Origin of the sequence: Dokdonia sp. PRO95 (assembly GCF_000355805.1) — a bacterium.
GTDB lineage: Bacteria > Bacteroidota > Bacteroidia > Flavobacteriales > Flavobacteriaceae > Dokdonia.
On the sequence record NZ_CM001837.1, the window covers coordinates 781837 to 805227 of the forward strand.

At 37.3% G+C, this 23391-nt stretch carries 26 protein-coding genes; 17 read left to right on the forward strand and 9 right to left on the reverse strand.

What is annotated here, in order from left to right; all coding sequences use genetic code 11:
• Window position 1: 1 nt before the first annotated feature.
• On the reverse strand, window positions 2-394 hold the full coding sequence (locus D017_RS03375) for a group III truncated hemoglobin (RefSeq protein WP_035334656.1): 393 nt from the start codon (window positions 392-394) through the stop codon (window positions 2-4).
• 50 nt (window positions 395-444) lie between these two features.
• On the opposite strand from D017_RS03375, the gene D017_RS03380 reads away from it, so the two are divergent.
• The 3 genes from D017_RS03380 to D017_RS03390 all read left to right on the forward strand — a co-directional run bounded on the left by D017_RS03380 (window position 445) and on the right by D017_RS03390 (window position 2501).
• Window positions 445-1233, forward strand: a complete 789-nt coding sequence (locus D017_RS03380) for a hypothetical protein (RefSeq protein ID WP_051583788.1) — start codon at window positions 445-447, stop codon at window positions 1231-1233.
• A gap of 2 nt (window positions 1234-1235) precedes the next feature.
• Entirely contained in the window at window positions 1236-1850 is a 615-nt protein-coding gene (locus D017_RS03385) for a deoxynucleoside kinase (RefSeq protein ID WP_021778044.1), read from the forward strand.
• A gap of 132 nt (window positions 1851-1982) precedes the next feature.
• Complete coding sequence (locus D017_RS03390) at window positions 1983-2501, forward strand: hypothetical protein (protein ID WP_035334657.1); 519 nt, start codon at window positions 1983-1985, stop codon at window positions 2499-2501.
• 70 nt (window positions 2502-2571) lie between these two features.
• On the opposite strand, the gene D017_RS03395 is transcribed toward D017_RS03390, so the two are convergent.
• From D017_RS03395 to D017_RS03415, 5 genes are all read right to left on the reverse strand, one after another.
• Window positions 2572-3579 (reverse strand): phosphatase domain-containing protein, encoded by a 1008-nt coding sequence (locus D017_RS03395; RefSeq protein ID WP_035334658.1) that lies wholly within the window; start codon window positions 3577-3579, stop codon window positions 2572-2574.
• Between the two features lie 150 nt (window positions 3580-3729).
• Window positions 3730-4260 (reverse strand): peroxiredoxin-like family protein, encoded by a 531-nt coding sequence (locus D017_RS03400; RefSeq protein WP_035334659.1) that lies wholly within the window; start codon window positions 4258-4260, stop codon window positions 3730-3732.
• A 176-nt stretch (window positions 4261-4436) separates the two neighbouring features.
• Window positions 4437-4964 carry an inorganic diphosphatase gene (locus D017_RS03405; RefSeq protein WP_035334660.1) on the reverse strand — a complete coding sequence of 176 codons (528 nt, stop codon included), beginning with the start codon at window positions 4962-4964 and terminating at the stop codon, window positions 4437-4439.
• Between the two features lie 250 nt (window positions 4965-5214).
• A complete protein-coding gene (locus D017_RS03410) occupies window positions 5215-7758 on the reverse strand; it encodes a DUF5686 and carboxypeptidase-like regulatory domain-containing protein (protein WP_035334661.1) in 2544 nt (847 codons plus the stop codon).
• Between the two features lie 172 nt (window positions 7759-7930).
• On the reverse strand, window positions 7931-8908 hold the full coding sequence (locus D017_RS03415) for a pyruvate dehydrogenase complex E1 component subunit beta (protein ID WP_035334662.1): 978 nt from the start codon (window positions 8906-8908) through the stop codon (window positions 7931-7933).
• A gap of 250 nt (window positions 8909-9158) precedes the next feature.
• Here D017_RS03415 and D017_RS03420 point away from each other — a divergent pair, with 250 nt between their 5' ends.
• The 11 genes from D017_RS03420 (at window position 9159) to D017_RS03470 (ending at window position 19200) form a co-directional block, all read left to right on the forward strand.
• Complete coding sequence (locus D017_RS03420) at window positions 9159-9899, forward strand: electron transfer flavoprotein subunit beta/FixA family protein (RefSeq protein WP_035334663.1); 741 nt, start codon at window positions 9159-9161, stop codon at window positions 9897-9899.
• A gap of 92 nt (window positions 9900-9991) precedes the next feature.
• Entirely contained in the window at window positions 9992-10954 is a 963-nt protein-coding gene (locus D017_RS03425) for an electron transfer flavoprotein subunit alpha/FixB family protein (RefSeq protein WP_035334664.1), read from the forward strand.
• A gap of 167 nt (window positions 10955-11121) precedes the next feature.
• The gene (locus tag D017_RS03430) at window positions 11122-11736 is read left to right on the forward strand and encodes a bifunctional nuclease family protein (protein WP_035337916.1); all 615 of its coding nucleotides are present in this window, start codon (window positions 11122-11124) and stop codon (window positions 11734-11736) included.
• Window positions 11737-11748: 12 nt separating this feature from the next.
• Complete coding sequence (locus D017_RS03435) at window positions 11749-13149, forward strand: nucleoside transporter C-terminal domain-containing protein (RefSeq protein WP_035334665.1); 1401 nt, start codon at window positions 11749-11751, stop codon at window positions 13147-13149.
• Window positions 13150-13358: 209 nt separating this feature from the next.
• Window positions 13359-14639 carry a carboxypeptidase-like regulatory domain-containing protein gene (locus tag D017_RS03440; protein ID WP_035337918.1) on the forward strand — a complete coding sequence of 427 codons (1281 nt, stop codon included), beginning with the start codon at window positions 13359-13361 and terminating at the stop codon, window positions 14637-14639.
• A gap of 164 nt (window positions 14640-14803) precedes the next feature.
• The gene (locus D017_RS03445; RefSeq protein WP_035337920.1) at window positions 14804-15628 is read left to right on the forward strand and encodes a thymidylate synthase; all 825 of its coding nucleotides are present in this window, start codon (window positions 14804-14806) and stop codon (window positions 15626-15628) included.
• 25 nt (window positions 15629-15653) lie between these two features.
• Entirely contained in the window at window positions 15654-16064 is a 411-nt protein-coding gene (locus D017_RS03450; protein ID WP_035334666.1) for a hypothetical protein, read from the forward strand.
• Window position 16065: 1 nt separating this feature from the next.
• Entirely contained in the window at window positions 16066-16527 is a 462-nt protein-coding gene (locus tag D017_RS03455; protein ID WP_035334667.1) for a hypothetical protein, read from the forward strand.
• A 171-nt stretch (window positions 16528-16698) separates the two neighbouring features.
• Complete coding sequence (gene egtB / locus D017_RS03460) at window positions 16699-17865, forward strand: ergothioneine biosynthesis protein EgtB (RefSeq protein WP_035334668.1); 1167 nt, start codon at window positions 16699-16701, stop codon at window positions 17863-17865.
• 39 nt (window positions 17866-17904) lie between these two features.
• Complete coding sequence (locus D017_RS03465) at window positions 17905-18870, forward strand: L-histidine N(alpha)-methyltransferase (RefSeq protein ID WP_035334669.1); 966 nt, start codon at window positions 17905-17907, stop codon at window positions 18868-18870.
• Between the two features lie 48 nt (window positions 18871-18918).
• Window positions 18919-19200 (forward strand): DUF427 domain-containing protein, encoded by a 282-nt coding sequence (locus D017_RS03470; RefSeq protein ID WP_035334670.1) that lies wholly within the window; start codon window positions 18919-18921, stop codon window positions 19198-19200.
• Between the two features lie 80 nt (window positions 19201-19280).
• On the opposite strand, the gene D017_RS03475 is transcribed toward D017_RS03470, so the two are convergent.
• Both D017_RS03475 and D017_RS03480 read right to left on the reverse strand, forming a co-directional pair.
• Window positions 19281-19574, reverse strand: coding sequence for an isoamylase early set domain-containing protein (locus tag D017_RS03475; RefSeq protein WP_035334671.1), 294 nt, complete (start codon window positions 19572-19574; stop codon window positions 19281-19283).
• Between the two features lie 218 nt (window positions 19575-19792).
• Window positions 19793-20872 carry an aminotransferase class V-fold PLP-dependent enzyme gene (locus D017_RS03480; protein WP_035334672.1) on the reverse strand — a complete coding sequence of 360 codons (1080 nt, stop codon included), beginning with the start codon at window positions 20870-20872 and terminating at the stop codon, window positions 19793-19795.
• Between the two features lie 63 nt (window positions 20873-20935).
• On the opposite strand from D017_RS03480, the gene D017_RS03485 reads away from it, so the two are divergent.
• The 3 genes from D017_RS03485 (at window position 20936) to fabD (ending at window position 22845) form a co-directional block, all read left to right on the forward strand.
• Window positions 20936-21382: a 2TM domain-containing protein gene (locus tag D017_RS03485; RefSeq protein WP_035334673.1), complete on the forward strand. Its 447-nt coding sequence runs from the start codon at window positions 20936-20938 to the stop codon at window positions 21380-21382.
• Window positions 21379-21864 carry a dihydrofolate reductase gene (locus D017_RS03490; protein WP_035334674.1) on the forward strand — a complete coding sequence of 162 codons (486 nt, stop codon included), beginning with the start codon at window positions 21379-21381 and terminating at the stop codon, window positions 21862-21864. Before D017_RS03485 ends, D017_RS03490 begins: the two co-directional genes overlap by 4 nt.
• Before the next feature lie 96 nt (window positions 21865-21960).
• Window positions 21961-22845, forward strand: coding sequence for an ACP S-malonyltransferase (gene fabD, locus D017_RS03495; RefSeq protein WP_035334675.1), 885 nt, complete (start codon window positions 21961-21963; stop codon window positions 22843-22845).
• Between the two features lie 105 nt (window positions 22846-22950).
• On the opposite strand, the gene D017_RS03500 is transcribed toward fabD, so the two are convergent.
• Window positions 22951-23355: a hypothetical protein gene (locus tag D017_RS03500; RefSeq protein WP_035334676.1), complete on the reverse strand. Its 405-nt coding sequence runs from the start codon at window positions 23353-23355 to the stop codon at window positions 22951-22953.
• Window positions 23356-23391 lie beyond the last annotated feature (36 nt).

A 23391-nucleotide genomic window follows, 5' to 3' on the forward strand; every position in this document is an offset into this window, starting at 1 on the left:
ATTATTCCACTCCTGGTTTTGCCTGAAACATATTTACTAGAAAGAAAGTTCCAATCTTACGAGCTCTAAACTTTGCCATCTCTGCAAGGTCTCCTTCATATAATTCATCTACCGTTTGCACCCAGTGATTGAGCCACACGCCAAAGTGTTGCTCATTTATAGTATAACCCTCATCTCTATCTACACGTTTGTGAGCTTGTAAAGGTCTTCCTGTAAAAATGCGCTTTTGAAACAGGTTCCCTTCCCAAAAATCTGTGAGATGCTCAAAGTGATGTGGCCAGTCTGTAATGTGTTTATTGAAAATAGGTCCCAGATAAACATCACTACGTATGCGACCATAAAAAGTGGTAACCAGTTTATATACGTCTTCTCTATTTTTAATCTCTTTTCTCACATTACAAAGGTATTAACTATAACGGCTAGATTTTTGTACTTTGCTTACTAATGCACAAACTGATTTACATACTATTATTTCTTGCTTCTATCACAGCTACAAGCCAGAGCTACTCCCTAGAGAAGATAAATGAGGTCACACTAGACACAGACACCTTTATAGCTGTAGATGCTTTTAATGCACTATACCACATTAAAGGTGATATATTATATAAGACTGATGTGCAAAATGAGTATCAATTTTCGGCATTGCAACTGGGTGCGTTAACTTCGGTAGATGTGCTCAACCCGCTTAGAATTACCTTGTTTTATGAAAGCTCAAACACAGCTGTCATTCTTGACAACACACTTAACGAAATCACACGTGTAAACTTCTCTACCATAGAAAACTTTAGAAATGTAAGCCACGTGCGTACGGCAAGTGATAGGCGATTCTGGATTTTTAATACAGATTTACAACAGTTAGAAATTTTTGACTGGAACACTCAAAAGGTTCTTACCCAGTTTCCTCCTATGGCACATAATGCCACAGCGCTTATGACCAACTTTAATTTTGCCTGGGTGAGTACTAAAGATGGTGTTTTTTACTACAATAATTATGGGAGTTTTATAGAGAAGATAGAAAGTCCTGAAAGCCAGCTTATGTCACAAGACAAAGGTGCTTTTATACTTTATGCAGATAAGAAGCTCTATTACAAACCTAATGATACTGCTGCTGTAGGAGTTATAGAAACATTAGATTTATCTATAAAACAGCTTTCTTTAAAAGGGGAAAGTCTCTATATTTACAGTGATAAAAAGCTCACTGCTTTCCGTCTCAAACTAGCTAAACAACCTTAACTATGCACATCGCCATCGCCGGTAATATTGGTGCCGGTAAAACGACACTGACTAAACTTCTCGCAAAACATTTTAAGTGGACTCCACAGTTTGAAGACGTGGTAGATAACCCTTATCTAGATGATTTTTATAATGAGATGGAGCGCTGGTCTTTTAACCTGCAAATTTACTTTTTAAATAGCCGTTTTAGACAATTACTAGAGATACGCGATAGCAATAAATCTATTATACAAGACCGTACTATCTATGAAGACGCATTCATATTTGCGCCTAACCTGCACGCGATGGGATTGCTTACTAATAGAGATTACAACAACTACAAGTCGCTTTTTGACCTTATGGAGAGTGTAGTAGATGCACCAGACCTTATGATTTACCTGCGTAGCTCTATCCCAAACCTTGTATCGCAAATACACAAGCGTGGCAGAGACTATGAAAACTCTATATCTATAGACTACCTAAGCCGTCTTAATGAACGCTACGAGGCGTGGATACACGGTTATGACAAAGGAAAGCTTCTTATTATAGATGTAGATAATCTTGACTTTGTAGATAATCCAGAAGATTTAGGAGATATCATCAATAGAATAGATGCTGAGTTAAATGGGCTTTTCTAGAAACTAGAATTTATTATTACCCACTTAATTTCAGTTATTTACAAACACAAATGAAGCTTTTTACATCTGTAAAAAGCTTTTCTAATTGAATAAAATACTCTAGTTTTGCGCCTTGAAAAACTAACAAATATTATGAAAAATCTTAAATTTATTTTAGTCCTTGCTATTTCTGTAATGGCTATTTCTTGTGGTAATGATGATGACGGTACACCAGCGGGACCTACATTAACTCCAGCACTTCTTGAGGGAACATATAACTTCACATTTTTTGAAAGTGAGGAGGTAATAGAACAGCAAGTAACAGGAGGGACGGCTACGACAACTATCACTGAGGTAGGTGACACCTTTGGATCATCAAACATTGTTTTTAACGCAAACGGAACTTACACTACTAGCTTCCAATACCGTTTAACAACAACTACTCAATTAGAAAACAACGACCCAGTAGAAGAAACTGAAATTATTGTCGATTCTGATACAGGTAGTTATACTGTAAACGATACAGATCAAACAATTACTTTTGACGGTGGTAACACAGGTGATGTGACTTTATTTAACAACAGCCAGTTGAGAATAGAATTTATGGATGTAGACGTAAGTACAGATAGAACATCTACAACAAATCAAGAATTTCGTTTTGAAAGACAGTAGTCACAGAGCAACTTGATAACATATAAAAACGGCTACTTAATTAAGTAGCCGTTTTTTTTATGCTTTATGATTATGCTATAAGACCTATAGATCTGGCGTACTCCTCTGCAAAGGAACTCTTTTCTACTAGTACTGCCGGCGTGGTCTCATACTGTGCAAGTACACTTTTTACACGCATTACCTTTTTCTTATGTTTTACACTACGCAGATATACCGCTAGTATTTGCTCTGGATACTCCTTTGCTACTTCTAGATAAATATCTACATCGTGCTCTCCACTATCACCTATAAGCACAAACTTTAAGTCTGGATAGGTGTTTAATATATTTCTAATCTCGTGCTGCTTGTGCGGCTTTTCTGGTTTTGGAGTTTTCTCAAAAGGCCCTCTAAAATCTCTTAATAATATAGGCCCTTTCGGGAAATTTTGATTCCTCACAAAAGATTCTAGGTAGTTATATAAATTCCAAGGGCTGTTACTCACATAAAACATTGGGTTTGCATCTGCTCCAGAAGTTCCTCTATGTAGTTTTTGATATAAAGAAGGAGCTCCCTCTAGCGATGTGCGCCTCCCTACATCTTTAAAAAGTGTATTTACTATCACCCTCCACTTAAGAAGCGACGCTACTCCCGTGTGTAATATCGTATCATCTATATCACTTATGACTCCATAAGAAGCATTTTCTGAAGGAATTAGCATCTCTATAGCAAACTTATTTTCTCCCATAAGCACCACATCCTTTTTTACATCATCAAAGCTCACTGTAAGCTGGAGCCAGCCTTCACTATTAGTCATCTTATCTAAGCCGTGTACCTGCTCATCTAATTTAAAATATCCTTCGGCATCTGTGGTGGTATAAAAGACAGCTCCATCTGGCAAAGTCACTTTGAGTTTCGTGTGACGCAGCTCATCTGTAGCAAACTGTTTATAGGCATTTTTAAAAGCAGCAAGCACACCCTTTTTCTTTAGATCTACTCCTTCGTGCTCTAAAGCGCGCCCTATGAGGTATAAGTGATTTTTAGTTCCATAAGACTGGTACCCGTCTATTTGTATAGGACCTTGTTTTTTAGAAAAGAACATTGTACGATGTATTGGTTAGTATTACGCTTTCGCACTTCGGCAAGCTCAGTATAAATTTGAGTAAACTGAAAGCGTTAAAATAATAGCTTCATAAAAAAAGTGCACAACTATAGTAATGCACTTTTTTTGGTAGAGATATGTCTCTATTTCTTACGCATTTTGAGGAATTCCTTTTACCTCTCCTCTAGCTGGGTAATCTTTTTTCATAATAAAATCAATCCCTCCTAAAAGATCATCAAATTGTGGTCTCGCAAATGGCATCGATTGCACTGAAGAAAAGAAAAGTGTACCATCTGGTTTAATTAAAAATAGTCCAGGCTCTGTAAAGAAGTCTGGCTCCTTATCTGAAATAGCTTCAGAAATATAAAGTCCGTACTCTCTAGCCTTTTCTAAAGACAGATTATAACCAATAGGAAGTGATGGAATATCCCAGTCTTCTCCTGCTATTTTAGCACGCTTTTCTGTGTCTGCGCTTATCGCAATCACATTAATTCCTCGCTCTGTAAATTTATCTAGTTGTGACGCTAGGTCCTCTAGTTGCGCTTTACAGACAGGACAATGTAATCCCCTATAAAAAACCACGAGCGTAAAGTTTTCTACATTTTGCTCACTTAATTTCCAGTTAGTATCATTTATTAAAGGTACTTCTAGTGAAGGTACTTTAGTCTTAGGTAGTATCATAATCTTATTTTTTTATAAAAGTACCTGAGATGAAGGTTAAAGTATATTAATGTGACAATAAAGGTTTGTTAAGAAATTCTATGACAAGCACTTCCCCGTTCTTTGACTAGAGAGCATAAAAAAAGCAGCCTGATGGCTGCTCTCTTGTAATTTAATCTATTTTAGAATATGTGCTATTATTTAATAGACACCTCTTCTGCAGGAACATCAGACTCTTCGTAACGCTCGATACATTTCTGAATGATAGCCTTAGCTTCGTTAACATCTCCCCATCCACCTACGTCTACTTTCTTTTCTTCAAGATCCTTATATACTTGGAAGAAGTGCTCGATTTCTTTTATTAAATGCGGGTTACAATCAGATAAATCTGCAAGTTTACTTGCTGCAGGATCACTTACTGGCACACAGATTACTTTTTCATCTGGACCTTTCTCATCTGCCATATGGAATACTCCAATAGGCTTCACCTCAATTACACAACCAGGAAAAGTAGGCTCTGTTACTAATACGAGTACATCAAGAGGATCACCATCTAGCGCGAGAGTTTCAGGAATAAAACCATAATCTGCTGGGTACATCATAGAAGAGAAAATCATACGATCGTAACGCATTCTCTTTAGTTTAAAATCGTACTCATACTTATTACGGCTTCCCTTAGGAATCTCTACTAATACGTCAAATGTTGTTACTTTATCTGCTGTCATAATATATTATATTTCAAATCTCATGTATTTTGATACATAAGAGATGTCTCAATTAATTCACAATATCCTTAGTGTACACTTTATTAAACAACTGCATAACAACTATTTAGTTTAAAATATATTTATTAAGGCGTGCAAAAATACGCTGAAATAGCGATTTAGCCAAATATTGGTGCATTAAGATTAGGTTAGGTGATTAAAAAAACACCCTTCTAAAAAAGCTAATAAGCTATCCTACAATAAGTCTTCCTTAAAAATAAAACCCAAAACTACCCGTAACTCCTATCTTCCTTGCATCTGGAACAGAATTATAATTTCCTCTAAAGTTAAGGTCAATACGGAACACCTTAAAAATGTTACCCACTCCTACACTATACTCATAATAAGGCTCTACAGATGGGGCTACCATGCTCGGGGTTATTGCTGTAATAGGCTGTCCTTCTTCAAATAGTAAACTCTCAAACGCTGGGCGGTTTAAGTCAATGTTACCTTGAGAGATATTACCTATCACACCACGCACGCTTACTATCTCACGTAAATTCAAATTTTTGAGTAATGGAATACGATTAAAAATGCGGCCTCCAAAGTTGTGTTCTAGCTGTAGTGAGGCATACTCATCTGTTGTAAACTCATAAAAGTTAAGCTGGCTAAAGGTATTGAAGATTGAAAACAGCGACTGGTTACCAGGCACAGGACTTAATAGTGCTAGCGGTACCTCATCAAATGTTTTACCTATTTCTGTAGAGGCTGTTAATGTACCGAGACCTCCTATACGGATTGCCTTCCTAGCAGAAAATTGCACCTTATCATATGCAAAGTCGCTATCAAGTGTCCCTTCTAGTCCACGTGTATAACTCGCATAAAAACTAGGAAACCACTCATTAGTCACTCTACGCTCTACTCCAAAACCTGAAGTTTTCTTTCCTGGCTCCCAGATGGTGGTAAGAACCACTTCTGCTTGTTTTAACTCTCCTGTGGTCGTAGTTTGCGTATCATCTGTAAAATAGTCTAGGCTAAAAGTTTCCGAAGCCGACTCTAAAGTTCTCAGAGAGAAGTCTGCCCTTACTTGAAGGTTACGCACTACTTCTACTTCGGCTGCAATATTTGCTAGCTTGATCGAGGTAAGTTTATCGTTGGTCGCTGTATTTACTAGTGAGGATGATGCTAGATTTCTACCTAGCACGTCTCTAGAGGTTGTAAGGCTCGCTCCTATTTGCTCAACGTCTTGTCTATATCCACCAGAGACAATAAATCTACTCTTTTTATCTAGCAGCCATTTTCCTGAGATTCCAAATTTTCCTTTTTTATCCTTAAATCCGTAGGCTAGAAATCCTTCTAATCTCCATGGATCATTCTGTGAGAAATAAGTTCTTCCTCCCGTGCGCACACGCAATCCCTCTACCTCATTAAACCCAAAGGTTGAGAATATAGGCCCGTAGTCAAAGTTAAGGCTTGGGATCTCATAGTATCCAGATGCCAGAATGGAGCCGAGGTTATAAAGATTTTTAAATTTCTTTACCGTTTTTAAGGTGTCAAGCATCTTATAAACTCCTAGCTCATCTTTACTAAGCGCCTCTTTTCTATTTTCTTGCCAGAAGGCATCACTACGATTAAAAACGTCCTTATCGTAGTTATAAACCTGCCTGTCATAAAAGTCCTTTTCTAGCTTATTATCAAAGTTGTGATTATCGTATAGTGTCGTTCGTTTACCATACATACCTCTTGACTCCTCTTTTTCGCGCAAAGCGAAATCAGATAAAAAGTAATCTCTTGAAAGTAAGAAGGTGCTATCATTTACGATATCAAATTCTTGCTCCATGTAAATCTCTTTTACCCAGTTTACATTTGCACTTTTAGAAAGCTGCATATTGATTTCCTTAATGGCCCATGTAGAGTCATTAACCCAGAAATCTCCTTTAAAGGTAAGTTCGTTTTTACGTCTCGGGTAGTAGATAATGTTATAACACCACTTATTGTTGATATAAGCGCTATCTGCAAGTACATAGTTATAGGTTTGGATACCTGTACGAGAAATTGGACTTGTAAAACTCTTGTCAAAAAACTGTAGGTAGTTATCATAGATGTCATAGTCACTATATAGACTTTTTACAAAACCTATGATAGTTTGATTCTCACTAAAACCACTGTTTTTATTACCTTCTAGAATCTCCTTTTCCTTATTAATCTCATTATCCCCATATACTTTTGAAAATGCCTCGTTTACAAAAATAGGCAGGTACGTTTTTCCAGTAATACGGCTTGTGTCTGTCTGCTCAAAGATGAACTCCATCCCTCTAAAGATGCGGCTATTAATAAGCGCACTATCAATCGTATTAAGATCAAACTCTAGCTTCTCATACTTATCATAAGCATATTGCTTGTACTGTTTTAATCCGTTCTGGCGTTTATTTGCCCATATTTTACGAAGAATATCTACCGCTGGGTTATTCTTCTTATCTGTTTTTCCAGTAAATATGACTACCTCATCAAGCGAGCCTGCCTCTTCCTCTAAGACTACTTTCATCTCATAATTTACCTTCTCACTCAAGTTTATCACCTTGTTTGAAAAACCTATAAATGAAAAACGCACTTGATCCCATGTTTGTTCAGACTCAAGATAAAAACGCCCATCTTCATTAGTTATAGTACCCTCATTAGACCCTACAAATATGACATTTACAAAAGGTAAGCCGTTACCATCTGCGTCAAAAATCTCACCACTCACTTTAGTTTGACTAAACAAATTTGCTACGCAAAATATGCTAGCGATGATGAGAAAAAAATTATACTTCATGTTAAACAATCTATGTTGATAGCCTATTAATTGGGGACACCATTAGTTAAAACTATGTACCATCAAATCTTTGACAGTACATTTATCACAACCTTACTCAAAGGTGAAATAAATTAAAAAATCCCTTCCAGTTATGAAAGGGATTAAATCTTATTCCGCTTTCGCGAAAATATTATTTATACATCACCTTTCTAACCGCATTTACCACGTCGTCGCTGTTAGGCAACCACTCTTTAAGTAATACTGGTGAGTATGGTGCAGGTGTATCTGCTGTATTTATACGTTGTATAGGAGCATCTAAGTGATCAAAACAATGCGCTTGTACTTGATATGTGATTTCTGTAGAAACGTTTCCAAAAGGCCAAGCCTCTTCAAGAATCACAAGTCTGTTTGTTTTTCTTACAGACTCAAAAATAGCTTCCTTATCTAAAGGTCTTACAGTACGTAAATCAATAATCTCACAAGAAATCCCTTCCTCTGCAAGTTGATCTGCCGCTTTGTAAGCTTCCTTAATAATTTTTCCAAAAGAAACGATTGTTACATCTTTCCCTTCACGCTTAACATCTGCAACACCTATAGGTAATACATATTCTCCATCAGGCACTTCTCCTTTATCACCATACATTTGCTCAGACTCCATGAAAATTACAGGGTCGTTATCACGTATTGCTGCTTTTAAAAGCCCTTTTGCATCATAAGGATTAGAAGGTACTACCACCTTAAGACCTGGTGTGTTTGCAAACCAGTTTTCAAAAGCTTGAGAGTGTGTTGCCCCCAGTTGTCCTGCAGATCCCGTAGGACCACGAAAAACTATAGGACATGGAAACTGTCCTCCAGACATTTGTCTAATTTTGGCAGCGTTATTTATAATCTGATCAATACCTACCAGTGAGAAGTTAAACGTCATATACTCAACAATAGGACGCAGTCCTGTCATTGTGCTTCCTACACCTATTCCTCCAAAACCAAGCTCTGCAATAGGAGTATCAATAACCCTATCTGCTCCAAACTCGTCTAGCATTCCCTTTGACGCCTTATAAGCTCCATTATATTCTGCTACCTCTTCACCCATTAAATAAACAGACTGATCACGGCGCATTTCTTCGCTCATTGCCTCACAAATGGCTTCTCTAAACTGGATTGTTCTCATAATATATAAACCGCTACGGCGGAAATTTAATCAAGGTTCCTCATAACATAGAGAATTACCTTATTAATATTGTCTTCTTTAACAATCACAAAAATAAGCAATTCCAAAACCTCAATAAATTACATTTTTGTAAAATTTTACTATGCACGCACAGTAAATTATACTTTTTTATGTTATTTTTGTTACGAAAACGAAATAGTTTAGGATTACGCTTTCGCGAAAGCGTACCTTTATATAAAATATAAATTCTATGAAAATATTAGTGTGCATCAGTCACGTACCTGATACGACATCAAAAATTAACTTCACAGACGGAGATACAAAATTTGACACTAACGGTGTTCAGTTTGTAATCAACCCTAACGATGAGTTTGGATTGACACGTGCTATGTGGTTTAAAGAAAAGCAAGGAGCCTCTGTAGACGTAATTAACGTAGGAGGACCAGAGACAGAACCTACATTGCGTAAAGCACTTGCAATAGGGGCAGATACTGCCATCCGTGTAAATGCTGAGGCAAAAGACGGTTTTCAAGTTGCAAAGGAGCTTGCAAAAGTTGTTCAAGATGGAGGTTACGATCTAGTTATTGCTGGACGTGAGTCTATTGACTACAACGGTGGTATGGTACCTGGAATGCTTGCTGGAATTACAGGAGCAAACTTTGTAAACACGTGTATTTCTTTAGATATAGATGGCACAACTGCTACAGCGACTAGAGAAATAGATGGTGGAAAAGAAACAGTAAAGACTTCGCTTCCTCTAGTAATAGGAGGTCAAAAAGGTCTTGTAGAAGAAAGCGACTTACGTATTCCTAACATGAGAGGGATCATGATGGCTCGTAAAAAACCATTAAACGTGGTAGAACCTTCTGGAGCTGGGACTGAAACTAATACAGTTTCTTTTGAAAAACCTGCACCTAAAGGAGCTGTTAAGCTTGTAGAAACAGTAGATGAGCTAATCGACCTGTTACATAACGAAGCAAAAGCTATCTAAGTTATCTTATCGTAAGATAGGAGACTTTTTAATCTAATAATAATCCCAAAAAGCAAAACCTCGCGTTCGGCTATTTGGAAATTCTTATAAATATGTCAGTTTTAGTATATACAGAATCAGAAAACGGAGTGTTTAAGAAGGCATCATTAGAAGTTGCTTCTTATGCAAAAGGAATTGCAGATATGATGGGAACATCTGTTACTGCAGTTGCCGTAAATGGTGGAGATACTGCACCATTAGGAACTTATGGAGTAGATAAAGTTCTCAATATAAAAGACGCAAAGCTAGATGCATTTAATGCTGCAGCTTATGCAAAAGGAATCGCAGCTGCTGCAAAGGCAGAAGGTGCTCAAGTGGTAGTTCTTACTCAAAGTGCAAATGCTAAGTACCTTGCTCCTCTTCTAGCAGTAGCGCTAGATGCAGGATATGCATCAAATGTAGTATCACTTCCAGAAAGTGCTTCTCCATTTACAGTAAAGCGTACAGCATTTACAAACAAAGCTTTTAGTAATACGGAAATCTCTACTGAAATTAAAATTGTAGGACTAGGGCAAAACGCTTACGGCCTTAAAGAAGCTTCTGGAGCAGCTGCAACAGAAGATTTTTCTCCAGAATTAGGAGATTTTGGTGTAGAAGTACAATCTGTAGACAAAGCAACAGATAAAGTAGCTATCGCAGATGCAGAAGTTGTAGTATCAGCAGGGCGCGGACTTAAAGGACCAGAAAACTGGGGAATGATAGAAGAAATGGCAGATATCCTTGGAGCAGCAACTGCTTGTTCTAAGCCTGTGTCAGATCTAGGATGGAGACCTCACGGTGAGCACGTAGGACAAACTGGTAAGCCAGTAGCGTCTAACTTGTATATCGCTATAGGAATCTCTGGAGCAATACAGCACCTAGCAGGAATTAACTCTTCAAAAGTAAAAGTAGTAATCAACAACGACCCAGAAGCTCCTTTCTTTAAAGCAGCAGATTATGGTATCGTAGGTGATGCTTTTGAAGTTGTACCAGAACTTAACGAAAAATTAAGAGCGTTTAAGGCTGCAAATAGCTAAGCAATCACTCTTTAAAACAAAAAATGAGCTTAAATATTTCTTTAAGCTCATTTTTATTTACCACCTTTTACACTGTAAATCTGATAGATAGCAGCATTTTTTAAACCATCAACTCTAGAGAGATAAACTTCTTCACTTATGCAGCCTTTTTCCTATTTTTGCAACTTATGAGCTTAGTGCGTTTAAATATAAAAGGAATATCCTACAGCCAAACTCAGAATGGAGCATATGCTTTGATTCTAACTGAGCAGGGAGGAGAGCGTAAATTACCTATAGTTATAGGCGCCTTTGAGGCACAATCTATTGCAATCGCTTTAGAAAAGGAGATTAAACCACCTCGACCGCTCACACATGATTTGTTTAAGAACTTTGCAGATCGCTTTGATGTCATTATTAAACAAGTAATTATACACAAGCTTGTAGATGGCGTTTTTTACTCTAGCATTATATGCGAGCGTGATAACATTGAAGAAATAATTGATGCTCGTACTAGTGACGCTATATCGCTAGCATTACGTTTTCAAGCGCCTATTTTTACTTACAAAAACATTTTAGACAAAGCAGGGATTTTCTTGAAAGGAAATACAAACCCTGAGGAGTTTACAGAAGATGACGAAATCCTAATGGATGAAATCTTACTAGAAGACGAGACATCTTCTAGTGATAGTGATTACAATAAGTTATCACTGCAAGACTTACACAATAAACTTGATCAAGCTGTAAATAGCGAAGACTATGAAACAGCTGCCCAGTTAAGAGATGAAATCTCAAAACGCAACTAACCCATTTATTATATGCGCAGATTACTACTTACCCTATTGGTATTATTAAGTTCATTTACAGTATTTGCGCAAGAGGCACCTCAAGCGATTATGGATGTAGTTCCATCACAGGGTTTTTCTCTTGAAAGCTTTGGACGTGGAGTACTAGGTATGTTCTCCCTAATACTAATTGCCTTTATATTTAGTAGTAATCGCAAAGCGATAAACTGGAAAACGGTAGCCGTAGGTCTCGCCTTCCAGCTTGTTATTGCTGTCGGTGTTCTAAAGGTAGCTTTTATAGAAAAAATATTTGATTTCATTGGAGGTATATTTGTCGCCATATTAAACTTTACGCTTGCCGGTAGTGATTTCCTTTTTCAAGGTCTTGTGAGTGACACCTCTACCTTTGGATACATTTTTGCTTTTCAAGTATTACCTACCATTATATTTTTCTCTGCACTTACATCAGTTATGTATTACTTTGGGGTTATTCAAAAGGTGGTTAAGGCCTTTGGATGGCTACTTTCTAAGTTATTAGGCATCTCTGGAGCAGAGAGTTTAAGTGTTGCTGGTAATATTTTCTTAGGACAAACTGAGGCACCACTTTTAATAAAAGCATACCTAGAAAAAATGAACAAGTCAGAAATTCTGCTTGTAATGATAGGTGGTATGGCAACAGTAGCCGGAGCTGTCCTTGCAGCATACATAGGCTTTCTAGGTGGTGAAGACGAGGCTCTACGCCTAGTATTTGCAAAGCACCTACTCGCGGCCTCTGTAATGGCTGCACCAGGAGCTATTGTAATATCAAAAATACTATATCCTCAAACTGAAGAAGTAAATACAGACGTAAGTGTATCTAATGACAAAATAGGTGCAAACGTTCTTGACGCTATTGCAAATGGAACTACAGAAGGACTTAGACTTGCTGTAAACGTTGGGGCAATGCTTCTTGTATTTGTTGCATTTATTGCAATGGCAAATGGAGTTTTAGGTTGGATAGGTGAAATCACTACGATTAACGATTGGATTGCAGCAAACTCAGCATATCCTAAGCTTTCTTTAGAGGCTATCTTAGGAACCATCTTTGCTCCTTTAATGTGGCTCATAGGTGTTGCAAGTGAAGACACCACGATGATGGGACAACTACTTGGAATTAAACTAGCAGCCAGTGAATTTGTAGGGTATATTCAGCTAGCAGAACTTAAAAATACTGCAAATGCTATTCACCTCAACAATGAGAAGTCTATCATTATGGCAACCTACATGCTCTGTGGTTTTGCAAACTTTGCATCTATTGGTATACAGATAGGCGGTATTGGATCTCTAGCTCCTGGACAGCGCACACAGCTATCTCGTTTTGGATTAAAAGCATTAATTGGAGGCTCTCTAGCTTCATTAATTTCGGCAACTATTGCAGGGATGATTATTGGTTAAAAACCACATCCATTAGTGTAAATAATTCATTTTCTTTTCGACTTTAGAAGTACGCTTTCGCGAAAGCGTGCCCATTCATTGTGCCTTATTCTTAAAATCTTAGCCTCTTAGTTTTAATAAATTAACAGCAGGATTTTAAATATGCCATAAAAATATATTAACTTATAGTGTTAAAAAGACTTCTTGAGAATTTACTTAAACTCATTGCTATGAAAACTATTTACAAGCTTACCAAATTAACTTGGGCATGTATACTTATGCTCTTTCCAATACTAATCTTGGCTCAAACTGCCACCACAACCATTAACGGATCTATAAATGACCGCGAAACTAAACAAGCTATAAGCGGAGCAACAATTACTTTAGTTGGAACCAACATAAGCACCATATCAAATACCGAAGGGGATTTTGCTTTAAAAATAATGGAAGCCACAACTAGTCCTTCTCTACTTATTGAAGCCTTAGGATATAAAAACAGCATACAAGATATTGCAAATGTTGACGATGATATAAACATACGCCTATCTCCAAAAAGCGTAGACCTAAGCGAAGTGCAAGTTGTGGGGTACAAATCTGCTAAAGAACTCGTAAAAAAAGTCTTTAATAAAAAGAGAGAAAACTACATAGGTGAACCGCTTAAGATGACAGCATTTTATCGAGAGACTATCAAAAAAAGAAAGAAAAATGCATCACTGGCAGAGGCCGTTGTTTCTATTCAAAAAGAAGGATACATAAGCAACAAAGAGGACCAAATACGCTTACTTAAATCAAGAAAGAGCACAGATTACGCTAAGCTTGATACTATCGCACTCAAGCTACAAGGCGGGCCTTTTAGTACATTATATGTAGATGTAATGAAGTATCCTGAATATATTTTCACTCCAGAAACGATGGATGCTTATCATTTTAGTTTTGCAACGCCTACAGAGCTCAACGGTAAAGATGTGCTAGTTGTAGGTTTTGAGCCAAAACCTAACATCGTGGGTCCTTTATATGCCGGCCAATTGTATGTAAGCGCCACATCACTAGCATTACAAAAAGCAACATTTACACTAGATCTTACAAACGAAATTGAAGTAAACAAGATGTTTGTAAGAAGCAAGCCGAACGGCGTACGAGTGAAAGCAAGAGATATCTCTTATGAAGTAGATTATAGAGAGAAAAATGGAAAATGGTATTACGGCTATGGAAAAGCAAATTTATCTTTTGAGGTCAAAAAGAGAAGACGTCTTTTTAAATCTATTTACACACTCTCTTGCGAGATGGCAGTTACAGACTGGAAAGTAACCACTGCAGATGCTTTTAGTAAAGATGGAGAGATATCACCATCAATAATCATGGCAGATGAAAATCTAGGTTTTGGCGATCCAGAATTTTGGGGTGAGTACAATGTGATAGAACCTGAAAGATCTATAGAAGCAGCCATCAAAAAAATAAAACGTAACCTAGAAAAAGAAGATAATTATCGTGCTTCTTTAGGAGGTAAATAAGACCTCGTTAATAACTCATAACAAGATTATACACCTTGCGTTGTACAACTAGCAAGGTGTATTTATTTTTATACGCTATACGAGAGTAACAGTTAATTACTTTGTGGGACATAGCACCTACTTCAATTACACCAACTCTTTTACAAAAAATCACCGCTGCACCTATGAAACAATATCACGACCTCATCAAACATGTACTAGAAAACGGAAATCAAAAAGGTGACCGCACAGGTACAGGAACTAAGAGCGTTTTTGGGTATCAAATGCGCTTTGATCTCTCTGAAGGATTCCCGATGGTCACAACTAAGAAGTTACACCTCAAATCTATTATTTATGAGTTGTTATGGTTCTTGCAAGGAGATACAAACATCAAATATTTACTAGAAAATGGCGTGCGTATCTGGAATGAGTGGGCAAATGAGAATGGAGATCTAGGTCCCGTTTACGGATACCAATGGCGCAACTGGAATGGTGATGAGATTGATCAAATTAAAGACATTGTAGAAACTCTTAAAACTAATCCTAACAGTCGTAGAATGCTCGTGAGCGCATGGAATCCCTCTGTAATGCCAGACACCTCAGCATCTTTCTCAGAGAATGTTGCAAATGGTAAAGCTGCGCTCCCACCATGCCATGCATTCTTCCAGTTTTATGTTGCAGATGGCAAGTTAAGCTGCCAGTTATATCAACGCAGTGCAGACATATTCTTAGGAGTTCCATTTAATATTGCAAGTTATGCGCTCTTCACAATGATGATGGCGCAAGTTTGTGGTTACGAAGCTGGGGAGTTTATACACACCTTTGGAGATGCTCATATCTACTCAAATCACATGGAACAAGTTGAGCTTCAACTCTCAAGAGATTTTCGTACTTTGCCTACATTAAAAATTAATCCTGATGTAAAAGATATCTTTGGCTTCACTTTTGATGACTTTACTTTAGAAAACTATAATCCGCATCCACATATTAAAGGAGCAGTGGCTATTTAACCCCCCAAACTAACCTACTTACCTTATGAAAAAACTATTATTTGTACTCGCACTTGTAGCAGGAATCACAACTATGAATGCTCAAGAAGGAGTTTACATGAAAAAGTCTACCACATTGAGACTTGAAGAAGTTCCTCCTACATGGCCTGGTTGTACTGGATCTATAAATGCAAAAAACAATTGCTTAAGGCAAAAACTAGCAACCCACGTTGTGCGTAACCTAAAGTTCCCAAGTGATTACCAAAAAGGAGCTCGCGTTGTAGTTGATATGGTTATCAATAAAGAAGGAAAGCCTGTGGTAAATAATGTCACTGGCGGTACTCCTGGGATGCAAAAGGCTGTAAAAACGGCTATCATGACTATCCCACAATTAAAACCCGGAAACATAGGTGGTACTCCTAAAGAGAGCAAACTTAAACTTCCTTTTACATTTTAATATGCGTTACCTTCTATTAAGCTTAGTTTGTATATGTACATTTTTCTCACAAAATACTCATGCACAAATTAAAAAAGACATTTCATTTACTATAGTAGACACTCCACCTAGATATCCTGGGTGCAAGGGAGCAAATGTTAACTTCCTCAAGGAATGTTTTCGTAATAAGGTAGAAGATTTTATTACAGGTAATTTTGACTTTGAGAAATTTGAGGCACTTTTACCTAAAGGAAACCACAGAGTTTTTGTGCAATTTAGAATATTAGAAGATGGCACTTACGATCAGTTATCTGCGCGCACACCTTATACCTCTATAGAAAAAGAGGCACTTCAAGTTTTATCAAAACTACCACGTTTCAAGGGAGCGATGCACAAAGACGAGCCTAGAAACACACTATTTGCTACCGCATTTACTGTGGTTGTAAATGAAGGCATCACAGGCAAAGAAGACGATAATAATTAATTTTATCACAAAGCTAGCTAGTGCAATAATTTGCACTAGCTCCACCTCTCTTGACGTTGCTATGTGCTCATTTAACAAACATTTATTACGTTATTCCTCCAGTCTAGAGATTCTCACAAGTACGGCTTGCTAAAAAGCCGTAAATTTATATGACTCATAAAAGTCATATATATGATTGCTATAGAAAACCTTGTCCAATTCTTTATTGAAACTCGAGAACACACAGAGAATATCTGTAAACCACTAGAAATTGAAGATTACGTTGTGCAACCCATTGCAGACGTCTCTCCTCCAAAATGGCACCTAGGACACACTACTTGGTTTTTTGAAGAATTCATCCTCAAGCACCATAAAGAAGGATACACCCTCTTTAGCGAAGATTTTGCATTCGTATTTAATAGTTACTATGAGAGCGTAGGAAAAAGAGTCGTGCGCACAGATCGTGGCAACCTGTCTAGACCTACAGTAGACCAAGTATATGCATATCGCACATACGTCACTCAAGCACTCCAAGAGCTTCTTGAAGAAGAAATTACACCTATAGTAGAAAAACTACTCACCATAGGTATCCACCACGAGAAACAACATCAAGAATTACTAGTTACAGATATTAAATACATCTTGGGCAACAACCCTCTTACTCCTATTTATGAAGGAGAATTACGCTTTCGCGAAAGCAAAAAAGAAACACCACAAAGCTTGATAACCATTAATGAAGGAGTCTATGAGATAGGCCATACTGGAGAAGATTTTTGCTATGATAATGAATTAGGTCGCCACAAAGTGTACCTGCATGACTATCAAATATCAAATACACTAGTAACAAATGGCGAGTGGATTGCATTTATTGAAGCTGGCGGATATCAAGAAACGCTCTTATGGCATTCCGAAGGCTGGGACTGGGTAAACACGCATGAAATAACTGCTCCTATGTATTGGTACCTTATTGATGATGAATGGCACCAATACACTCTTAATAATGGGTTACAAAAAATAAATCCAGACGAGACACTTGCACATATTTCTTATTACGAAGCTTTTGCATTTGCACAGTGGAAAGGAATGAGATTACCTACAGAATTTGAGTGGGAAGTCGCTAGCTCACAACTAGACTGGGGTGATCGTTGGGAATGGACAGAAAGCTCATACTTGCCTTATCCAGGATACACCAAAGAAGAGGGCGCTCTAGGAGAATACAACGGAAAATTCATGGTTAACCAAAAAGTTTTAAGAGGCGGATCTGTAGCAACACCGCCTAAACATACAAGACATACCTATCGCAATTTCTTTCAAACCGGACTACGCTGGCAATTTACAGGTTTACGCCTTGCCAAATAACAGTGAAAGTATTTATAAAAACCCACGACATAAACGTCTATGACGACCAAAACTACTACCATCACATCTGCATTTAGTCAAGAAGTAACCGAAGGACTCACCTCCTTCCCAAAGTTCCTATCTTCAAAGTATATCTATGATAAAAAAGGCGACAAGCTTTTTCAAGATATTATGGCGATGCCTTCCTACTATCTCACAAACTGCGAGTTTGAAATTTTTGAAACACATAAAGAATCGATTTCAAAAGCCTTTACAGACAGTAACGGTTTTGACCTCATAGAACTAGGCGCTGGAGATGGTAAAAAAACTAAAGTGCTTTTAAAACATTTAATAGAAAGAGGCGACAACTTCACATACTTACCTATTGACATAAGTCAGAATGTACTTGATGGACTTAAAGAAAGTGTAGAAAGAGAAATACCCGGTATTAATATAAAACCACAACAGGGTACTTATTTTGAAGTTCTTGAAGATGTTGCTGAATACAATGAACGCAAGAAAGTTATTATGGTACTAGGCTCAAACATAGGTAATCTTCTACACCCACAGGCTATAGATTTCCTTACAAATATCCAGAAAGCAATGACTTCTGGAGATTTGCTTTATATGGGGTTTGATCAAAAGAAAAACCCGCAGACTATTCTTGATGCTTATAACGATCCAGAAGGTATTACTGAGGCATTCAATAAAAACTTACTGCACCGTATTAATAATGAAATGGAGGCAGATTTTAATCCTGATAATTTCAAACACTGGGAAGTATACGATCCAGAGACTGGTACTGCCAAAAGTTATTTGGTAAGCACAAAAGACCAATCTGTAACTATAAAATCACTAGACCTTACTGTAGATTTTACAGCATGGGAAACTATTCACACAGAGATTAGCCAAAAGTACGATGATAACATAGTACAGTGGCTAGCTGGGGAATCTGGGCTTGAGATAATAAATGAATTCTCAGATAGTAAATCTTACTATAAAAACTATTTATTCAAGAAGAAATAAATATCAATACAAACGCAAAGGCAACTTCTCACATTTAAAAAAACTATTATGAAAGCAATATGGAATAATCAAGTGATAGCAGAAAGTAATGATACCGTAGTTATTGAAAACAATCATTACTTCCCTCATGACGCCATTAAAAAAGAATTTTTCTCGTCCAGTGATTTGCAGAGCACCTGCCCATGGAAAGGTGTCGCTTCTTATTACACCGTTACCGTAGATGGAAAAGAAAATAAAGACGCTGCCTGGTTTTATCCAGAAGTGAGCGAACTAGCAAAAGGAATTAAAAACCACGTTGCCTTCTGGAGAGGTATAGAAGTAGTAGAATAAAGAATTACTCAATACTAAAACAGCCATTTCATATAGCTATGAAATGGCTGTTTTAAATTATATGAATATATGATTGGTTATTATAATTCGAGGACACTATTTTCTGTTGCTGCATAGTCGTTATATTGAAAACGATCTGCTTCTGCCTCATTTACCCACTCACCATCTACTACGTAGCGAAACTCGTAAGAATTATCTGTTGGAATATCAAAAGTTCCTTTAAAGGTTCCATTTTTTAATTTCTTGAGAGATGTAGATGTGTCCCAGTTATTAAAATCACCAGCAACAGCTACAGAACTTGCGTGTGCCGCAGGTATTGCAAAAGTAACTTTACAAACAGGTTTTGTTTTTAAAAATTTTTTTGTGACTGCCATAATAAGAGGTTTAAAAATACACTCAAATATAGCAGGATATTTACTTAAAAAACAGCATATCAATAGTTTAACCTTATTTTTACGATATAACAATATTAGGAGCTTCAAAATTAAAAAGCCGCAAAGCGAAAACGTTTGCACTTTTTAAAAAACTAGTAAGTGCTTATTACAAATCATAGTATTTGCACTATACCCATCATCAAATTGACCAAAAAATTTTATTTAAAGCTACAAAGAGCTAGCAGTTTATTAAGATCATCTTCTGTATTAAAATAATGAAACCCTACTCGCACACCTTCACCTCGTGCAAGAGTTATAATGCCTTCATTTCTTAAACGCTCCACAAGCTTATCATCTCCCTTAATATTAAAAAAAGATCCGTGGTCTACTCGATCTATAATTTCTTTTGAAATAAGTCCTCTCTCTGCAAAGGCTTCTTTTGCCTTAGTATTGATAGCTTTGATTTTTTCATCTATAGTCTTCATTCCTAGCTGTCGTATCACATCGATGGCAACTCCTAAGCTGCCATAGTTAAGTGTGTCTTGATGTCCCGGCTCAAACCTTCCTAAAAAACTACCTTCTTGAGGTTTATATTTTCCTTGTATAGAATTGAAACCTGTGGTTCTAGGAGCAACATGCTCTGCTACAGATTCTTTAAACAAAAACAGTGCATTACCATATCCAGCATTCATCCACTTATAGTTACTACCTCCTATCGCATCAAATGCAGAGTTGTCAAAATCAAATACTTCGGTGCCCAGATACTGAGTAGCATCTGCAAGAAATAAGGTGTCTGGATATTTTGACTTTAAATCTTTTAAAAATTTATGACTGATTTTTATACCAGATAACCACTGTACCATAGAAAAGGCAAATATTTCGGGTTGCGCTTTCGCGAAAGCGGTTGCTATCTCCTCCTCAATAGCACCAGTGATTTTTATATAACTCAAGTTAAAGTCTCGACTCTCAAAAGGCCAATTTACCGAAGGATAATCTCCCTCCAACAAGAGTACTTTTTTATGCGTTGTGATCCCCTCGACTAGCGTATTAAATCCGTAAGAAAAATTAGGTACAAGTGCCACTCTGTTTGCTTTACAAGAAAAAAGCTTACCTACCTTTTCTCGCACACTTGTAAGCACCTTAGCTTGATTTTCTTTAAGTATGCTACCTTGTATAAGAAAATCGAGATCATGTTCTTGACGCCACTCCATGACAGGTAACGACAGTAAGCCCGAACCCGCAGTATTGAGATAGGTATATTGTTTTAAAATAGGAAAGAGTTTTGCAAAATTTTTCATAAGCTATTTACAATTGACGCTCAAAAAGGCTAATTTTATATCACCATATAAAGGTCGCATTTTATGTCACTATTCTCAAAGAAAACTACTACTTCTATTGATCCAGTTCAAAAAGAGCTCATTGAAAACGCGCAAGCACGCGTGCGTCAAAAGAAGAATCTCTATAGACACTTTGTTACTTTTCTAGCAGGCGCAATCTTACTTATAGTAATTAACCAGGTACTTCATGTAGGAGAAGAATTTAAGCCATTCAAAAGACCATGGTTTGTCTGGGCAATACTTTTATGGACCTTCTTTTTTCTAATTCACCTCATAAATGTATTACTTATGAGTAAGTTTATGAATAAAGAGTGGGAACAAAAACACCTTGATAGACTTGTTACAAAGCAGAAGGTACGTATAGCAGAGATAGAAGAAAGTGTAGCGCAATCACATCCATTACCAGAAAAAAAAAGTCCCGTAATGAGGGATCCATCCTTACCACTAGACGATCAGAATACACTCCTATGATAACAATGATTGCCGCAGCTGCAGAAAATAATGCTTTAGGAAAAGATGGCAACATCCCTTGGCATTTACCAGATGATTTTAAGCACTTCAAACAGATAACTACTGGTCACCATATTATAATGGGACGTAAGACTTGGGAATCTTTTCCTAGGCCGTTGCCTAATCGCACGCATATAGTGATCACTCGTGACCTAAATTACAAGGCAGAAAATGCTATCGTAGTGCATTCTCTAGAAGATGCACTCGCTTACAGTAAAGACGAGAAACAAGTTTTTATTATAGGTGGTGGAGAGATTTACACGCTAGGTATGGACTATGCAACACACATAGAACTCACACGAGTACATAATGAATATGAGGCCGATGCCTTCTTCCCTACCATAGACACTAATACTTGGAAACTTACAAAAAGTGTTTTTCACGATGTAGATGACAGGCATAAAAGTGGCTTTACTTTTGAAACTTGGAAGAAAACCACATAAGTCTACATTCTATTTTTTCACGCTTTCGCGAAAGCGTAACAACCACGGGTATCTTCTAGGTTTTGTATTTTTACCCCAACAAATGAATTCTTAATTATGAAAGCATATATATTTCCAGGACAAGGAGCCCAATTTTCAGGAATGGGTCTAGATATTTTTGAAAAGTACCCTGCTGCTCAAAGTCTTTTTTTAAAGGCAAATGATGTATTAGGTTTTAATATTACAGATGTAATGTTTGAAGGATCTGCAGAGGATTTAAAGCAAACTAACGTTACACAACCTGCCATATTCATCCATTCAATCGCTATCAAAACGGTGATGACAGATTTTAAACCTTCTATGGTTGCTGGTCACTCTCTAGGTGAGTTCTCTGCACTAGTGGCAAGTGGTGCGTTAGATTTTGAAGATGGTCTTAAGCTAGTAAGTAAACGCGCTCAGGCGATGCAAAAAGCATGTGAATTGCAACCTTCTACTATGGCGGCAGTTTTAGGTCTTGAGGATCACGTTGTAGAAGAAGTTTGTAATGAAATTTCTGGTGTTGTTGTAGCAGCAAACTACAATTGCCCTGGCCAGCTTGTTATTTCTGGTGAGGTAGAAGCTATCAATAAAGCTTGTGAGGTTATGAAGGAAAAAGGTGCTCGCCGCGCTTTAGTACTGCCAGTAGGTGGTGCTTTCCACTCTCCTATGATGGAGCCAGCTCGTGAAGAACTAGCTGCAGCTATAGAGAATACAGTTTTTAAAAACCCAGTATGTCCTATCTATCAAAATGTAACAGCTAGTGCCGTTACAAGTGCTAGCGAGATTCAAAAAAATCTAATTGCACAACTCACTGCTCCCGTGAGATGGACACAAACTATACAACAAATGATAGCAGATGGGTCTACTGAGTTTATAGAAGTAGGTCCAGGTAAGGTTTTACAAGGTCTTATGAGAAAGATAAACAGAGATGTGACTGCAAGCAGCGCAGCGCTTCCAGAATAAATTATAAACATATATCCATAAAAAAACCAGCCTTAGGGCTGGTTTTTTATTGTTTAAAAATTACAATGTTTCAATGCATTGTAATTTCTATAAACTATATATGACTTAGTTTACTGCTTTTTTTACAGCATCACCAGCTTTAGTTGCAGCATCTTTAGTAGCGTTTGCAGCGTTGTTTGCAGCGTCTTTAGTTGCATTTACAGCATCATTTGCAGCATCTTTTACAGCATCACCAGTTGCGTTTGCAGCATCCTTTGCACCTTCCATTGTTGCGTTTGCAGCATCCTTTACAGAATCTCCAGCTTCTTTTACAGCATTTCCAGTTGCATCAACAGCATCACCTGCAGCATCTTTTACAGAGTTTCCTGCGTCATTTAAAGCATCACCAGTTGCATTTGCCGCGTTTTCAACAGCATTTCCAGCTTCGTTTGCTTTTTCTTCCATTTCTCTACAAGAAACAGCACCTACGATTAATGCTAAAGCAGCAACATTTAAAATAAATCTTTTCATAATTCAAATTTGTTTGGATAATTAGATGCGCGAATT

Excerpts from the sequence above, each read along its gene's own strand:
- D017_RS03380 (WP_051583788.1), top strand. The coding sequence starts at position 445 with ATGCACAAACTGATTTACATACTATTATTTCTTGCTTCTATCACAGCT.
- D017_RS03385 (WP_021778044.1), top strand. The coding sequence starts at position 1,236 with ATGCACATCGCCATCGCCGGTAATATTGGTGCCGGTAAAACGACACTG.
- D017_RS03390 (WP_035334657.1), top strand. The coding sequence starts at position 1,983 with ATGAAAAATCTTAAATTTATTTTAGTCCTTGCTATTTCTGTAATGGCT.
- D017_RS03395 (WP_035334658.1), bottom strand. The coding sequence starts at position 3,579 with ATGTTCTTTTCTAAAAAACAAGGTCCTATACAAATAGACGGGTACCAG.
- D017_RS03400 (WP_035334659.1), bottom strand. The coding sequence starts at position 4,260 with ATGATACTACCTAAGACTAAAGTACCTTCACTAGAAGTACCTTTAATA.
- D017_RS03405 (WP_035334660.1), bottom strand. The coding sequence starts at position 4,964 with ATGACAGCAGATAAAGTAACAACATTTGACGTATTAGTAGAGATTCCT.
- D017_RS03410 (WP_035334661.1), bottom strand. The coding sequence starts at position 7,758 with ATGAAGTATAATTTTTTTCTCATCATCGCTAGCATATTTTGCGTAGCA.
- D017_RS03415 (WP_035334662.1), bottom strand. The coding sequence starts at position 8,908 with ATGAGAACAATCCAGTTTAGAGAAGCCATTTGTGAGGCAATGAGCGAA.
- D017_RS03420 (WP_035334663.1), top strand. The coding sequence starts at position 9,159 with ATGAAAATATTAGTGTGCATCAGTCACGTACCTGATACGACATCAAAA.
- D017_RS03425 (WP_035334664.1), top strand. The coding sequence starts at position 9,992 with ATGTCAGTTTTAGTATATACAGAATCAGAAAACGGAGTGTTTAAGAAG.
- D017_RS03430 (WP_035337916.1), top strand. The coding sequence starts at position 11,122 with ATGAGCTTAGTGCGTTTAAATATAAAAGGAATATCCTACAGCCAAACT.
- D017_RS03435 (WP_035334665.1), top strand. The coding sequence starts at position 11,749 with ATGCGCAGATTACTACTTACCCTATTGGTATTATTAAGTTCATTTACA.
- D017_RS03440 (WP_035337918.1), top strand. The coding sequence starts at position 13,359 with ATGAAAACTATTTACAAGCTTACCAAATTAACTTGGGCATGTATACTT.
- D017_RS03445 (WP_035337920.1), top strand. The coding sequence starts at position 14,804 with ATGAAACAATATCACGACCTCATCAAACATGTACTAGAAAACGGAAAT.
- D017_RS03450 (WP_035334666.1), top strand. The coding sequence starts at position 15,654 with ATGAAAAAACTATTATTTGTACTCGCACTTGTAGCAGGAATCACAACT.
- D017_RS03455 (WP_035334667.1), top strand. The coding sequence starts at position 16,066 with ATGCGTTACCTTCTATTAAGCTTAGTTTGTATATGTACATTTTTCTCA.
- egtB (WP_035334668.1), top strand. The coding sequence starts at position 16,699 with ATGATTGCTATAGAAAACCTTGTCCAATTCTTTATTGAAACTCGAGAA.
- D017_RS03465 (WP_035334669.1), top strand. The coding sequence starts at position 17,905 with ATGACGACCAAAACTACTACCATCACATCTGCATTTAGTCAAGAAGTA.
- D017_RS03470 (WP_035334670.1), top strand. The coding sequence starts at position 18,919 with ATGAAAGCAATATGGAATAATCAAGTGATAGCAGAAAGTAATGATACC.
- D017_RS03475 (WP_035334671.1), bottom strand. The coding sequence starts at position 19,574 with ATGGCAGTCACAAAAAAATTTTTAAAAACAAAACCTGTTTGTAAAGTT.
- D017_RS03480 (WP_035334672.1), bottom strand. The coding sequence starts at position 20,872 with ATGAAAAATTTTGCAAAACTCTTTCCTATTTTAAAACAATATACCTAT.
- D017_RS03485 (WP_035334673.1), top strand. The coding sequence starts at position 20,936 with ATGTCACTATTCTCAAAGAAAACTACTACTTCTATTGATCCAGTTCAA.
- D017_RS03490 (WP_035334674.1), top strand. The coding sequence starts at position 21,379 with ATGATAACAATGATTGCCGCAGCTGCAGAAAATAATGCTTTAGGAAAA.
- fabD (WP_035334675.1), top strand. The coding sequence starts at position 21,961 with ATGAAAGCATATATATTTCCAGGACAAGGAGCCCAATTTTCAGGAATG.
- D017_RS03500 (WP_035334676.1), bottom strand. The coding sequence starts at position 23,355 with ATGAAAAGATTTATTTTAAATGTTGCTGCTTTAGCATTAATCGTAGGT.